Raw genomic sequence first — 14,883 nt, 5'->3', positions numbered from 1 at the left:
CGCGGCCGGGGGGCTCGGCCTTGGTCAGTCGAGCCCAGCCACGGCGGCCTCGAGCTCCTCGAGTGCCTCACCGGTGCGCACGGCCAAGCGCTGGAGGTGCGGCAGGGCCTCCCGGTCGCCGATGAAGCCGAGGTCGAGCGTGCCCGCGTACGAGTGCGCGGTGATGTTCAGCGCCATCGAGTGTCCCGGGATCGACACGGGGTAGGTCGCCTCGAGTCGCGCACCGCGCAGGTAGAGGTGCTCCTTCGGGCCGGGAACGTTCGAGATGCAGACGTTGAGGGTGTGGGGCGCCGGGCCGGGCAGGCCGCTCATGGCCTTGGCGACCTGGAGACCGGCGGGGGCGAGCAGCAGCGCGCTGTAGGCCATCACGGCATCCGCACTCATGCCCCGCATCCGTGCCTTGGCCGCCCGTGACGATGCCGTGATGGCGCTCAGCCGCTCGAGGGGGTCCTCGATGTCGGTGGCCAGCGAGACCAGGGTTGCGCCGACGGCATTGCCACCGCCCTCGCTCTCGGGCGGCCGGACGTTGACGGGGATGAACGCGATGAGCGGACGCTCCGGCAGGGCGTCGAGATCGTCGAGCCAGCGGCGCAGCCCACCGGCACAGATCGCCATGAGCACGTCGTTGAGGGTGGCCTTGCGGGCCTTGGCGACGGCTCGCAGCCGGCCGAGGTCGTACTCCTGGGTGGCGAAGCGCCGCGAGCGGCCGGTGCGGGAGTTGAGGATCGAGTCGGGTGCCTGGTAGCTCGTCACGGCCTTGGTCGGGGTGCGGCCCCGCCCGACCTGCGTCTCCACGAGCGCCTTCAGCACCGATGGCGTGGTGCCGACCGAGGATGCCAACGTGCGCAGGATGGAGGTGACGTCTCCCACCGGGTCGGCCTCGCGGCGGGCGCCCTCGGGTCGCGGTGGCTTGCGGGTGCTGAAGAAGAAGGGGTGCTCGAGGTCGTCAGGGGTGGTGGCCAGCCCGCGCTGGAGGATGCGCATGCCGGTGAAGCCGTCGACGAGCGAGTGGTGGATCTTGGTGTAGATCGCGAACCGGTTGCCTGACAGTCCCTCGATGACGTGCATCTCCCACGGAGGGCGTCGGAAGTCGAGCTGGTTGGAGTGCAGCCGCGACACCAGCACACCGAGTTCGCGCTCGCCGCCGGGGCTCGGCAGGGCCGAGTGCCGCACGTGGTAGTCGATGTCGAACTCGGAGTCCTCGACCCAGCGGTGCAGGGGTTGGCGCATCAGGGTGCGGGTCTGCAGGCGGTAGAACCAGGGCGACTCGATGGGGGCGGCCCGCAGGTCGTTCACGAGCTGGCGCAGGAACGTGGTGCGCCGCACGCCCTCGGGGTAGGTGAAGTGCAGCAGCGATGCGACGTGCATCAGGGTCTCGGGGGTCTCTCCCATGAGGAAGATCGCGTCGAGCGGGGTGGCCCACCGAGAGCGTCCCACGACGTCAGACCGCCCGGCCGCGCACGGCCAGCGCGTGACCGGTGTACGGCAGCCATGCCCCTTCGGGTTGGGCCAGTCGGTCGCAGATGACCCGCAGCGTGTGCATCTCGTGACCGTAGCCGAGATGGCTGGCCGTGACCTCGACGTTCTCCGTGAGTGGCGCTGGATCGGACAGGCAGCACTCCCACGCGACGATGCCGTCGTTGCGTGAGTAGATGCACGTCGTCGGCACGCGCAGGGGCGCGGCGCGGGTGGCCAGGGCCTCGTCGGTGAACATCTTCTCGAGGTTGTGGCGGTTCATCAGCCGGTAGACGCGCCATGCGCGGGTGGATGCCGGGTGGCCGCGGAACGGGCTGCCGAGCGTGATCACCGAGCGGGTGTAGTCCGGCAGGGCCCGCGCCATCTCGCGGGCGTAGATGCCCCCGGCGCTCCAGCCGATGAGGCTGACCCGGCGCTGGTAGCGGTCGTGGATCTCGAGGAGGAGGTCTTCGAGCTCCTCGGCGAGCTCCGGGCTGGCACCGAGGTTGCGGCCGTGCCGCCAGTCGTGGACCTGGTACCCGAGTCGCCGCAGGTGGCTGCGCAGGAAGGCCGTGGACTCGGGCCCGGCGAGGAAGCCGGGCAGCACGATGATGGGGTGCCCGTCCCCGCGGGGCCACTCGTGCAGGTCCCTCGTGCGCACCGCCGCACTCGCCAGCTCGAGGGCCGTGCGCCACTCGCGCCTTGCCTGCCAGGCGCTCGGCATCGGGGCACCCTCGGCGCTCGGGACGGCCGCGGCCCCAGGGGCCACCTCGAGGTCCGCGTCGGCGCCGGGGACATCGGGGCGTTCGTGCTGCTGGGTCACGGCGACACTCCAATCAGTGCGGGCGTCGCGTCAGCCAGAGCCGGGTTCGCGACGCTGCGAGGTGGCAGAACCGCAGTGTGACAGATGGGGCGGTTGTGCGCTCGGGGTTGTGAGTCGGCAACTGCCCGGCTCAGGGTGCACCCTGAGTCACCCCTGAGACGGCGGTCCGCGGGAACACCGGCCGCGCGCCCGGTGGTTGGAGCAGGTGGACCGTGGTGTTCGACGCCCGGCCGATCCCGCACGAAAGGGGACCCCATGACCACCACCGACCAACTGCGCACCGTGTTGCGCGACCTCGAGGCCAAGGCCAAGGAGATGGAGCTCGACAAGAAGCTCACGACCTTCGCCGACCAGGCCGACCAGTTCCTGCGCGTGGCTGCGACCCGCGCCGGTGACTACGCCGCCGAGAACCGCGAGCGCGTCGAGGCCACCCTCGACAAGGCCGGTGCCAAGGTCGACGAGAAGACCGAGGGCAAGTACGCCGACTCCTTCGCCAAGGTTCGTGCCGGCATCCTCACCGGGGTCGACTGGGTCGCCGAGCAGCGTGAGGGCACCGGCATGCCGAGCACCTCAGGGACCTCGAGCACCTCAGGGACCCCGAGCAGCGCCAGCACGACTGATGGTCCAAGCACCACGGATGCCGCGGCCACCGCGGACGGCGACGTCACCAGCGATGGTGGGCCGGCGGCATCCGAGAACTCCCCTGCCGCCGTGTGGAGCGACGTCACCGACGCTGCACCGCAGGACGGTGCGGTCCAGGACAGCGTGCCGCACGACGGCGGGATCCACGACGACGTGGTGCGCGACAACAGCACCTCGCAGGGCCCGACCGACCCCCGCTGAGCACAGCTCCACCGACCTGTTGCGCGCCAGCCACCCGACCCGGGTGGCTGGCGCGCAGTACGTCCCGGGCAGGGGGTGCGGCTCCCGAGGCATACCGTGTGGTGATGACGGCGACCCGCACCGAGCGCGACACCATGGGGCCCGTCGAGGTGCCCGCCGACCGCTACTGGGGCGCGCAGACCCAACGAAGCCTGGAGCACTTCGACATCGGGCGCGACACCTTCGTGTGGGGACGGCCGGTGGTGCGGGGGCTGGGGCTGCTCAAGAAGTGCGCTGCGCTGGCCAACGCCGAGCTGGGCCTGCTCGGCGCAGACGTGGCCGAGGCCGTGGTGCAGGCCGCCGACGAGGTGGCTCGCGGAGATCTCGACGAGCACTTCCCCCTCGTCGTGTTCCAGACCGGGTCGGGCACCCAGAGCAACATGAACGCCAACGAGGTGATCGCGAACCGGGGCATCGAGATCCTCGGTGGCGAGCTGGGGTCGAAGGTGCCGGTGCACCCGAACGACGACGTCAACCGCAGCCAGTCGAGCAACGACACCTTTCCCACAGCGGTGCACGTCGCCGTGGTGCTCGAGCTGGTCGAACGGCTGCACCCGGCGGTCGACGACCTGTGCGCAGCCCTCGACGCCAAGGCCGACGAGCTGGGTGACATCGTCAAGGTGGGGCGCACCCACCTCCAGGACGCCACGCCGGTGACCCTGCGCCAGGAGATCGGTGCCTGGGCGGCGCAGGTGCGCGATGCGCAGGCGGACGTGGCGTATGCCGGGGAGCGGGTTCGCGCTCTCGCCATCGGTGGCACCGCGGTGGGCACCGGGCTGAATGCCCCGGCGGAGTTCGGCCCGCTCGTCGCCCAGCACCTTCGCGAGGTGACCGGGCAGCCCTTCCACCAGGCCGAGAACCTGTTCGTTCAGCTCGCGTCGCACGACGGCCTGGTCGCCGTGTCGTCATCGCTGCGCACGCTCGCGGGGGCGCTGATGAAGCTCGCGAACGACGTGCGGTGGTTGGCGTCCGGGCCGCGCACCGGCATCGGCGAGCTCGTGATCCCCGAGAACGAGCCGGGTTCGTCGATCATGCCGGGCAAGGTCAACCCGACCCAGTCCGAGGCGATGACGATGGTGGTCACGCGGGTCTTCGGCAACGACGCAACCGTGGGATTCGCCGGTACCCAGGGCAACTTCCAGCTCAACGTCTTCACGCCGGTCATGGCGCACGCGGTGCTGGAGTCGATCCGCCTGCTGTCCGATGCGTGCCGGTCGTTCACCGAGCACTGCGTCGCGGGCCTGTCCGCCGATCGCGGGCGGATCGTGGCCCACCTCGAGGCCGACCTCATGCTCGTCACGGCACTCGCGCCACACGTCGGCTACGACACCGCGGCAGCCATCGCCAAGCAGGCGCACCGTGACGGTTCGACGCTGCGGGATGCCGCGTTGGCGTCGGGTGCGGTCACTGCCGAGGACTACGACCGCTGGGTCGACCCGCAGGCCATGACCCGGCCCGGATAGTGGTTGTGTGTGAAGACGGTCCACATGCCGCCGGTTTTCACACAACCCGTGGCTGCGATCGGGTCAGTGGGTCGGATGCCGGTAGGCCGAGATGCTGCTGCTGTCGGGTGCGAACCCCACGCCGCGGTACACCCGGCCTGCCGCGTTGGTCTCCTCGGTGACGATCACCCACTGGGTGCATCCCCGTCCGGCCGCCCACTGCGCTGCGACCCCGAGCAGGTGGGTCGCCAGCCCTCGGCCGCGGTGCGCCGAGTCCGTGCCGACGTCCTGGTAGCGGGCTGTGCGGACGCAGAGCACGATGCCGAGGTCGGCCACGAGGGTTCCATCGCCGTCGAAGGCGCCGAACCACTGCGCGTGCCCCCGCTCGACCAGAGCTCGTCGGGACTCGGTGCGACGCTGCGCGAACCGCGCGAACCCTTCAGCGTCGTGTTCCCGGGTCCGGGTGTTCTCGGCGACGGCGCGCGCCACGCTTGCCTCCCAGTCGGGCTCGGCGAGAGGGCGCACCGAGTAGCCCTCGGGACAGGGGGTCTGCCGGGGCAGGGCTGTGGTGGTGAGGACGTCGTCACGCTCAAGGTCCAGGCCGTGCGACGTCCAGGCGTCCACGGCATCCGGCATGCGCGTGAGCCCGATCGCCACCCAGCCGGCCGCGGGGAAGGCGCTGGTGAACGCCGCCACCCAGCGGTCGGCATCGTCCACGGCATCCGGGTCGGTGACGAAGACGCAGTTGCCCCAGTGGAAGCCGGGGTTGTGGGGAGAGCGGACGACGAGGTGGTCGGCGTGCTGCTCGAACACCGACCCGCTGAGCTCGAGGATGGCCAGGTCGGTGGCCCACCCCGGGGGGAAGCTGCTCATGGTGCGACGGTAGCCGAGGTCTGCGGCCGGTGGCGGAGGCGAAGCCCAACCCTGCGACGACGCCCAGCTCTGCGACGACGCCCAGCTCTGCGACGAACGTGGGTGAAAATCGTCGTCCAGCCGACGGTTTTCACCCACATTCCGGGGGTCCCGAGGAGCAGGGGGGGGCCGGAGGAGGAGGGGTGCTCGCGGCCCGGTCGTCAGGCGCTGCGGCCGGTGGCCGAAGCGAAGCCCAACCAGGTGTGGCGGTTTCCCGCCCAGCACCAGCCCACCTTCGGTGCCCCCTTGCGCTCCTTGCCGTCGCGCCCCGTGCCGCCACTGATCCACAGGGCCGGGGTGCGGGTGTCCAGGCCCTTCGGCGTGCGCTTGCGGGTGCCGATCGTCATGAAGCAGCTGCTCGGCTCGAGGCGCTCGGGCTCCTGGAGGAGCCAGCTGATCCCCTCGTTCAGCGTCAGCGGGGTGCGGTCGCGCGCGGTGAGCTCGGGCAGGGCCTCGTTCGGGCTCCAGTTTCGCAGGTCGTCTCCCCGGTCGATGTCGTGCACCAGGTAGAGCGGGGCGTCTGGGACCTGCAAGCCGTCGATGTCGCTGAACTGCTCGAGGTCGGTCAGGTCCTCGACGACGAAGCCCTCCTTGCCCGCGCGGCTGAGCAGGGGCGCGAGTACTCGTGGGGTCGCAAGCGAGGGGTGGATGGCGAGCGTGGCGTTCGGCTGACGGGGCAGGGCGTCGGCGTGCTCGGCCAGGGTCGCCGCGCTGACACCGGTGAGGTCCGCCAAGCCGAGGTCGAGTAGCCGTCGCAACTGGTGGGCCGCCATCGGGGTGCTCTCGCTGGTGGGCTCGGGCGAGGTGGATGCCGTGGGGCGTGTTGCCGTCGCCGTCACCTCGGTGGGCCGGTGCGTGGATGCTGTCATGCCGCTCCTTTGTCGTACGTTGTACGGTTGCCCGTACGATACGCCAACGCCACCCAGTGTGAGGATGTTCCCGTGCCCTCTGCATCCTCCCGCGCGACCGACCCCGGTCGACTCATCGACCTCATGTGGAACCCCTCGACCGCCGTCGGGCGCAGCGGTGCGACCGTTGCCGGGATCGTCGACGCAGCACTGGCCATCGCCGACTCCGACGGCCTCGAGGCCGTAACGATGCGAGCGGTCGCCGACCGGGTCGGAATCGGCGCCATGACGCTGTACGGCTACGTCCCCGGCAAGGCCGAGCTCGTCGAGCTCATGGTGGATGCCGTGGTGGGCCGGACCTACGAGGGGCACCAGGCGCCGGGCGAGATCACCCCATGGTCGGATGCCGTGCGCTACGTCGCGCAACGCTCGTGGGACCACCTGCTCGAGCACCCGTGGCTCGTCGAGGCACCGCAGGGCCGCCCGATCCTCGGCCCCGGCGTATGCCGCACCTACGAGGCCGAGCTGCGGCCGCTGGACGGCATCGGCCTCACCGACCTGGAGATGGACCTCACCGTCTCCGCCGTGCGGGCCGCGGTGACGAACGCGGTGCAGTGGCAGAACGGGCTCGTCGCGGCCCGCAGCCGGACCAACCTCGCCGACGACCAGTGGTGGGCGCTGCACGGCCCGCGCCTGGCCGGTGCCATGGCGGGGGAGGAGCTTCCCGTGTCGAGCAGGGTGGGACAGAGCATTGCCAACGCCGGCGACCCCGAGGCGACGTGGCGCTTCACGGTCGAGGCATTGATCGAGTCACTGAGCACACGACTCACTCCCGTCGGCGAGTAGTGCCAGCCCTCAGCGGGCGAGAAGTTCGCGCAGGTCGTCCGCTGTCAGCGAGGCCGACAGGGCGCCACCCTCGTCGACGACCCGCGCGAACAGGTCGCGCTTGCGCTCCTGGAGGGCCACGACCTTCTCCTCGATCGTGTCGCGCGAGACCATCCGGTAGACGTTGACCGGCCGGGTCTGGCCGATGCGGTGGGTGCGGTCGATCGCCTGTGCCTCGGCGGCCGGGTTCCACCAGGGGTCGAGCACGAAGACGTAGTCGGCCTCGGTGAGCGTCAGCCCGAACCCGCCGGCCTTCAGGGAGATGAGGAAAACCGGCGCCGTGCCCTCGCGGAACGCAGCGATCCGCTCGGCCCGATTGCGGGTCGAGCCGTCGAGGTACTCGTAGGCGATGCCCTCGGCCTCCAACCGGGCCTTGACGATCGACAGGAACCCGGTGAACTGCGAGAACACCAGCGCGCGGTGGCCCTCCTGCGAGAGCTCGGTGAGCTGCTCGACCAGGGCGTCGACCTTCGCCGAGGCGGCCAGACCGGCATACGACTCGTCGACGAGGGAGGGATCGAGGGACATCTGCCGCAGCACCGTGAGGGCCCGCAGGATGGCGATGCGGTTGCCGTTGAGGTCATCGATCAGCCCGAGGAGGCGCTGCCGCTCGCGCTGGAGGTGCCGGTCGTAGACGGCCCGGTGCCGCGGGTGCAGGTCGACGGTGAGCACCTGCTCCATCTTCGGTGGCAGCTCGGTGGCGACGGCCTCCTTGGTGCGGCGCAGCATCAGCGGTCGGATGCGCCGGCGCAGGGCCGCGAGGCGCTCGGCATCCCCGGCGTTCTCGATCGGCTTGGCCCACTGGTCCTTGAACAGGGCCGGGCGCGGGTGCAGCCCCGGGGCCACGATGGACAGCAGCGACCACAGGTCCATCAGGGAGTTCTCCAGGGGCGTTCCGGTGATGGCGAACTTGGCCCGGGCGCTCAGCCGGCGCACCGCCTGGTAGGTCTTGGCCTGGTGGTTCTTGACGAACTGCGCCTCGTCGAGCACCACCGCCGCCCAGGGCCGCGAACGGAACACCTCCTCGTCGATGCGGGCCACGGCATACGACGTGATGACGACGTGGGCACCGTCGACCGTGTCGTCCAGGCCCTGCTTGGCCTTGGCCCGGGTGCGGTCGACGACCACCGTGCGCAGACCCGGTGCGAACCGGGTGGCCTCGTTCTGCCACGTCGACAGCACCGAGGTGGGGGCCACGACGAGCACCGGGTCGTCGAGCTCACCGCGTTCGTGGGCACGCAGCACCATGGCGAGCATCTGCACGGTCTTGCCCAGGCCCATGTCGTCGGCGAGCACTCCGCCCAGGCCGGTGTCCCAGAGCAGCGAGAGCCACCGGAACCCCTCCACCTGATAGGGCCGCAGCGTGGCGTCGAGCCCGTCCGGGACCTCTGCCGGTTCGACGCTGTCGAGGTCGAGCAGGGCGCCGACGGCCTGCGACCACCGGGTGCTCTGCTGCTCGACGACACCGAGCGCCGCGAACTCCTCCCACAACCCGGCGTGCACGACCGACAGCCGCAGCGGGTCGGTGGGCTTGTCCTGCAGCGAGCGGGCCTCCTCGACCAGCAGGCGCAACGTCTCGAGCTCGGGACGGTCGAGCGAGAACCACGTGCCACTGTCGAGGATGAGGTGCTCGTGCCCGCGGGCCAGGGCCTCGATGAGCGGTGCCAGTGGGACCTCCTCGCCCGCCACGGTCACCGAGATGCCGAGGTCGAACCAGTCGGTCGACCCTGCGTCGCCCGTGTCCGACGTGGACACCTGGATCAACGGGGCGTCGACGGCCTCGCTGTACTGCGCGGCCTCGCCGACGATCGTCACCTCGAGGTCAGGCACCTCCTCCAGCGCCGGGAGGAGCTCGGCGAAGGCCACGGTCGAGAACCCGTGCAGCCGGACCTGCGGGATCAGCCGCTTCGCCCGGGCCACCACGTGCCAGAGCGGGGTGAAGGCCGCGACGGCGTCGACCCTCAGCAATGCCTCGACCAGGGCGCGCTCGGCGCTGCGATCGCGCATCGGATCTGGCTTGTCGGAGTCCAGCGGAACGAGGACCCCGCCGTCGACGGAGCCGTAGCGCAGCCCCCACTCCAGCAGCGCGCGGTGGCCGGGCTCGAAGGTGACCTGCAGCGCCAGCCGCGGCGCGACGGCATCCGGGATCTCGAGGTCGGGCGAGAGGCTCTTGACCCGGGCCAGGCGCCGCAGCGCCGGCAGGTGCGTCACCGTGAAGCGGGCCCAGTCGGCGTCGGGGACATCGATGACGCCGAGGTCGAGGAGTCGCTGCCGGGCGCTGTCGAGGGGTTCGGCGAGGCCGCCGAGGACGAGGGTGTCGTCGTCGCGCAACCAGAAGCCGGTCGCCGGCTGACCGACGAGGTGGGCGCCCCCGTCGGCCGTCGGCAGGTCGAGCCGAGGGTGCAGGGCAGCCCCGTCGTCGGTGCGGGTCACCTCGACGACGAGCTCGGCCGGAGCCGCCGCGAAGGCGACGTGGCCCTTCTCGGCCGAGTCGGTGAGCAGCCTGACCCCGGCCCGGTCGGCAGCCCGCAGCAGCGAGACCCACCCGGGGCCGAGGTGGTCGAGCAGGATCGCGTCGGGCATGCGCCCGTACCCGAAGGCCCGAACCGAGCGGCGGTGGGCGTCGGCGATGGCGGTGAGCGCGTCACGGTGCTCGTCGGCGAAGAACGCCCGGCCGTAGCCGTAGTAGCCGCCGGCGAACGACTCCCACGAGACCCCGCTGCGGATCCAGCTGCCCCGGGCCCCCGGCACCACCGGCCGCAGCCGCAGCTGATCGCGCCCGGCTACACCGCGCTGCGAGGGCGGCAACGGCTCGACGAGGATGCCCAGCGGCGTGTGCTCGGGCCCGGTGTCGCCGGGCTCGAGGATGCCGCCGAGCGCGCGCTCCCATGGTGGCGCGGGGGCGACCGGCTCGGCCTCCTCGGGGGCGCCGACGTGGGCAAACGTCTCGCGGACCTCGACCGCGACGGCCACGCAGTGCTTGCAGTCGCCGCTCATGGGGCACGTGCAGCTGCTGGCCCAGCGGCGCAGCTGGTGCGGCCCCGCCTCCGGGCCGGTGAGTGGCGTCAGGGTGATGGTCGTCGTGTAGACGGCCCCGCGGGTGCCCCCGACCCACCCGGTGGCCTGCATCCCGTCGTCGCTCAGCTCGACGTCGACGACCGCGCCCTGGTGGGCGTACGCCAGACCGCGCGCCACCGTGACGGTGCCGCAGAGCGCGTCGAGGTCGCGGTTGGTGAGGTCGGCGATGCGAGCGACCCGCAGGACTCGAGCCACCGGCCACCTCCCACACGATTCATCCCGGGCGACTGGTTCCCGGTTGTTGACCGCCCCACCGTATGTGCTCCGGCCGACACCCGAGGACCGTCATCCACAGGCAGCGGGGCGTCTCCTTGAGCGCACCTGCCGGGATCGGGCCACGAACCCTGTCGAGAGTAGACGAATCGCCGCATGAGAGCCGAAGCAGGCGGCGATTCGTCTACTCTCGACGGCCGGGGAGCACGGAGCCCGCGCGCGCGGCCAACGCCGCGTTCCGTTCGCGGATGACGTCGTCACACGCGTCGAGGAAGCGGCTCATGCTCGCTCCGGGGGTCGTGTCGCCGAAGTAGCGCTGCACGAGATCGGCGTGGCTGCGGTCGCGGCCCGCAACGACGGCGTCCACGATCAAGGCCGCCCGGCCGGCATCCGTCGCCGTGAACAGTTCGAGCTCGTGCACGAGGCCGGTTTCCGGCAACTGCGCCCGGGGCTCGGCCGGCCTGGTGACGAGCAGGGGCTTGCCCGTGGCCAGCCAGTCGAAGGCGACCGCCGAGATGTCGGTGATGCAGACGTCGGCCGCGCCGATCTGCCAGCCGAACGGTCCGTGCGTGTTCGCCAGGTGCCCCGCGGTCGGATCCGCCCGGTTGGCGTTCTCGATGATCTTGAGGATCTTCTCGTGCGCCCGCCGGTACTCGGGGACGGTGAGTCCGAGACGCGGGTGCGGTCGGTAGATGACCCGGTGCCGACCCGACTTCACCAGGGAACGCATGAGGGGGACACCGTGGGCAGCGGCCGATGAGTACCGCATGCTCGGCACGTCACCCTCGGTGGTCGGCGCGTAGAGGACCACCGTTCGTTCGTCGTCGCGAAGGTAGGTCGGGATCGGGTGGTGCACGTCGACCTGCGGCCGGCCGACCTCGATGAGGTGGGACTCGTCGAAGGCGATCAGCTTGCGGGCGATGCGGTCACGGGCCGCCTGGCCGGCGATGAAGACGTGGTCATAGGCCTTGAGCTGGTTGCTCGACATGTAGTCCTTGTCGGACTCGCCGTGGCAGATGAACACGTGCGCGGGCGTGGAGAACCGCATCGTGGGGAAGTTCTGCTGGTTCTGGTTGACGTAGAAGATCACCCGGACCCGCTGACGGTCGAGGAACCGTTCGACGGACTCGATGTCCTCGCAGTGCACGACCGGGATCGGGCAGTCCCGCAGCAGGCGTGCCGTCGACCCCCACTTTCGGGTCACGACGACGACCTTGTGCCGGCGCGCGAGCTCGCGCAGCGGCTCGTACCACTGCTCGATCTGGTAGATGTTCGCGACGCGGTCGGGGAAGTACACGACGGCTTCGATGGTGCCGTCGCCGATGACCGGCACGGTGTTCTGGAGTCTCTGTGCGATGCGGCGGCCACGCCAGGAGGCCTGGGCCTGCTCGCCCAGCCGACGAATGCGGTCGACGTCCTTCGAGAAACCCATCAGGCGGTGAACCGGTCGGCCACCTCGAGGGCCCGGTCGAGGATGTCGAGCCCTTCGTTCATCTCCTCCGCGGTGGTGGTGCACGGCGGCACGACGTGGGTGCGGTTGAAGTGCACGAACGGCCACAGCCCCTCGGCCTTGCACGCCGCGGCGAACTCGTTCATCGGGCCAGCGGCCGCACCGGAGGCGTTGAACGGCACGAGCGGCTCACGGGTGTCAGGGTTGCGGACGAGCTCGAGCCCCCAGAAGAAGCCCAACCCGCGCACCTCGCCGACGCTGGGGTGCTTGGCGGCGATCTCGGCCAGGCGGGGCGCCAGCACGGTGTCGCTGACCTTGCGGACGTTCTCGAGGATGCCCTCCTCCTCGAAGATCCGGATCGAGGCCACCGCCGAGGCACACGCCAGCGGGTGGCCCGAGTAGGTCAGCCCGCCCGGGAAGGCCCGCTGCTCGAACGTCGCCGCGATCGCCGCCGAGATGACGACCCCGCCGAGCGGCACGTAGCCCGAGTTCACACCCTTGGCGAAGCAGATGAGGTCGGGGGTGACCCCCCAGTGGTCGACGGCGAACCATTCGCCGCAGCGCCCGAACCCGGACATGACCTCGTCGGCGATCCACACGATGCCGTGCTCGTCGCAGATCTCGCGGACCCCGGCGAGGTAGCCGTCCGGCGGAACGAGGATGCCGTTGGTCCCGACGATGGTCTCGAGCATGATCGCGGCGATCGTCGACGGACCCTCGACCATGATGACGTCGCGCAGGTGCTGCAGGGCGCGCTCGCACTCCTGCGCCTCGTCGGCGGCGTGGAACTGCGAGCGGTAGGGGTAGGGGCCCCAGAAGTGGACGATCCCCGGCATCCCCGGTTCGTTCGCCCAGCGGCGGGGGTCACCCGTCGCGGTGATCGACCCCGAGGTGGCGCCGTGGTAGCTGCGGTAGGTCGTGAGCACCTTGTGGCGGCCGGTGCGCAGGCGGGCCATGCGCATGGCGTTCTCGGTGGCCTCGGCGCCGCCGTTGGTGAAGAACACCTTGTCGAGGTCGCCGGGGGCGCGCTCGGCGATCAGGCGCGCCGCCTCGGAGCGGGACTCGTCGGCGAAGCTCGGGGCGATGGTGCACTGGCGGGCCGCGGCCTCCTGGATCGCCGCGACGAGCTTGGGGTGCTGGTAGCCGATGTTGACGTTCACCAGCTGGCTGGAGAAGTCGAGGTACTTCTTGCCGTCGTAGTCCCAGAAGTGGCTGCCGGAGGCCCCCGCGATGGGCAGGGGGGCGATGAGCGCCTGCGCCGACCACGAGTGGAAGACGTGGGCGCGGTCGTCACGGGCCACGGCGGCGCCGCGCTCGGTGTCGGCGTGGATGTCGGGGGTGGTGAACTCGGTCATCGGGGCCTCTTCGGCGTCAGGAGGGCAGGGTGAAGATCGTGCGGTGCCAGGGCTTGTGGGCCACGGCGGTGACGTCGTGCATGACGTGCTTGACGTTGGTGTACTCGTCGAAGGAGTAGGCCGACATGTCCTTGCCGAACCCACTGTGCCGGTACCCGCCGTGCGGCATCTCGCTGATGATCGGGATGTGGTCGTTGATCCACACGCAGCCGGCCTTGATCTCGCGGGTGGCCCGGGCGGTGCGGTAGGTGTCGCGCGACCACGCCGACGCGGCCAGCCCGAACGGGGTGTCGTTGGCGAGGGCGATCGCCTCGTCGTCGTCGTCGAACGCCACGACGGCCAGCACCGGGCCGAAGACCTCGTCGCGCCAGATCTCGCTGTCGAGCGGCACGTCGGTGAGCAGGGTCGGCTCGTAGTAGCAGCCGCGGGCGAGGTCGCCGTCGGGGGTGCGGCCGCCGGTGACGACGGTGGCGTAGCCGCGGGCGCGCTCGACCATGCCGGCGACCTTGGTCTGGTGGGCGGCCGAGCTGAGCGGGCCGAGGTCGGTCGCCTCGTCGGCGGTCGGGCCCATCCGCACCGCGGCCATGAGGTCGGCGACACCCCGCACGAACTCGTCGTGCAGGGAGCGGTGGACGATGGCGCGCGTGGCGGCGGTGCAGTCCTGACCGGTGTTGATCAGGGATGCCGCGACGGCACCGTGGACGGCCGCCTCGAGGTCGGCGTCGTCGAACACCACGAACGGGGCCTTGCCACCGAGCTCGAGGTGCACGCGCTTGCCGGTGGCGGCCGCGGTGGCCATGACCTGGCGACCGACGGCCGTCGACCCGGTGAACGAGGTCATGTCGACGTCGGGGTGGCCGACCAGGTGGGCGCCCGCGACCGGGCCGCTGCCGGTGACGACATTGACGACGCCCGGGGGTGCGCCGGCCTCGGTGAACGCCTCGGCGAACGGCAGGCTGGTCAGCGGGGTGATCTCGGCGGGCTTGAGCACGATGGTGTTGCCGGCCGCGATCGCGGGCAGGATCTTCCAGGCGGCCATCTGCAGCGGGTAGTTCCACGGGGCGATCGACCCGACGACGCCGATCGGCTCGCGGCGGATCGAGCTCGTGTGGTCACCGGAGTACTCGGCGCTGGCCATGCCGTCGAGGCGACGGGCGGCGGCACCGAAGAACGTGGTGTTGTCGACCGTGCCGGGCACGTCGAACTCGCGGGCGAGGCGGATCGGCTTGCCTGCCTGGCGGCTCTCGAGCTGCGCGAGCTCCTCGGCACGCTCGTCGAGCAGCTGGGCGGCCTTGAGGAGCACGGTCGAGCGCTCGGCGGGCGTGGCCCGGCTCCACTGCTCGAAGGCGTCGGATGCCGCGGCCACGGCCGCGTCGACGTCGTCGTGTCCCGCGAGGGTCACCGTCTCGAGCGTCTCGTTCGTGCTCGGGTCGAGGACGTCGAAGGTCTCGCCGCTGGAGGCCTCACGCCGTTGGCCGCCGATGTACTGGTGCATGACGCGAGCATACGCATCGGGGTGGACATCGGAAAAGTGAACCGA

Annotated in this window: 11 protein-coding genes; 3 read left to right on the top strand and 8 right to left on the bottom strand. The window is 71.1% G+C overall.

Translation table 11 applies throughout. The annotated features are described in order from the left end of the window. Positions 1-24: 24 nt before the first annotated feature. Positions 25-1,437 carry a WS/DGAT/MGAT family O-acyltransferase gene (locus tag C8E84_RS10475; RefSeq protein ID WP_211675477.1) on the bottom strand — a complete coding sequence of 471 codons (1,413 nt, stop codon included), beginning with the start codon at positions 1,435-1,437 and terminating at the stop codon, positions 25-27. Between the two features lie 4 nt (positions 1,438-1,441). Further along, positions 1,442-2,278, bottom strand: a complete 837-nt coding sequence (locus tag C8E84_RS10470) for an esterase/lipase family protein (protein WP_159901945.1) — start codon at positions 2,276-2,278, stop codon at positions 1,442-1,444. A gap of 255 nt (positions 2,279-2,533) precedes the next feature. Here C8E84_RS10470 and C8E84_RS10465 point away from each other — a divergent pair, with 255 nt between their 5' ends. Then, entirely contained in the window at positions 2,534-3,121 is a 588-nt protein-coding gene (locus C8E84_RS10465; RefSeq protein ID WP_211675475.1) for an antitoxin, read from the top strand. 104 nt (positions 3,122-3,225) lie between these two features. Continuing rightward, entirely contained in the window at positions 3,226-4,623 is a 1,398-nt protein-coding gene (gene fumC, locus C8E84_RS10460) for a class II fumarate hydratase (protein ID WP_159901943.1), read from the top strand. Between the two features lie 63 nt (positions 4,624-4,686). Here fumC and C8E84_RS10455 read toward each other — a convergent pair whose 3' ends face one another. Beyond that, on the bottom strand, positions 4,687-5,475 hold the full coding sequence (locus C8E84_RS10455) for a GNAT family N-acetyltransferase (protein WP_159901941.1): 789 nt from the start codon (positions 5,473-5,475) through the stop codon (positions 4,687-4,689). A 200-nt stretch (positions 5,476-5,675) separates the two neighbouring features. Next, entirely contained in the window at positions 5,676-6,383 is a 708-nt protein-coding gene (locus C8E84_RS10450; protein ID WP_246196885.1) for a DUF5701 family protein, read from the bottom strand. Between the two features lie 72 nt (positions 6,384-6,455). Here C8E84_RS10450 and C8E84_RS10445 point away from each other — a divergent pair, with 72 nt between their 5' ends. Beyond that, a complete protein-coding gene (locus C8E84_RS10445) occupies positions 6,456-7,208 on the top strand; it encodes a TetR/AcrR family transcriptional regulator (RefSeq protein ID WP_159901939.1) in 753 nt (250 codons plus the stop codon). A 9-nt stretch (positions 7,209-7,217) separates the two neighbouring features. On the opposite strand, the gene C8E84_RS10440 is transcribed toward C8E84_RS10445, so the two are convergent. The 4 genes from C8E84_RS10440 to C8E84_RS10425 all read right to left on the bottom strand — a co-directional run bounded on the left by C8E84_RS10440 (position 7,218) and on the right by C8E84_RS10425 (position 14,838). Then, a complete protein-coding gene (locus C8E84_RS10440; protein WP_246196884.1) occupies positions 7,218-10,520 on the bottom strand; it encodes a DEAD/DEAH box helicase in 3,303 nt (1,100 codons plus the stop codon). A 202-nt stretch (positions 10,521-10,722) separates the two neighbouring features. Next, a complete protein-coding gene (locus C8E84_RS10435; RefSeq protein ID WP_159901937.1) occupies positions 10,723-11,970 on the bottom strand; it encodes a CDP-glycerol glycerophosphotransferase family protein in 1,248 nt (415 codons plus the stop codon). Then, positions 11,970-13,343: an aspartate aminotransferase family protein gene (locus tag C8E84_RS10430; protein WP_159901935.1), complete on the bottom strand. Its 1,374-nt coding sequence runs from the start codon at positions 13,341-13,343 to the stop codon at positions 11,970-11,972. Before C8E84_RS10430 ends, C8E84_RS10435 begins: the two co-directional genes overlap by 1 nt. Positions 13,344-13,359: 16 nt before the next feature. Beyond that, positions 13,360-14,838 carry a gamma-aminobutyraldehyde dehydrogenase gene (locus C8E84_RS10425; RefSeq protein WP_159901933.1) on the bottom strand — a complete coding sequence of 493 codons (1,479 nt, stop codon included), beginning with the start codon at positions 14,836-14,838 and terminating at the stop codon, positions 13,360-13,362. Between the last annotated feature and the right edge of the window lie 45 nt (positions 14,839-14,883).

Source organism: Ornithinibacter aureus, from assembly GCF_009858245.1.
Classification (GTDB): domain Bacteria; phylum Actinomycetota; class Actinomycetes; order Actinomycetales; family Dermatophilaceae; genus Fodinibacter; species Fodinibacter aureus.
This window is presented reverse-complemented; position numbering and strand designations above follow the sequence as displayed.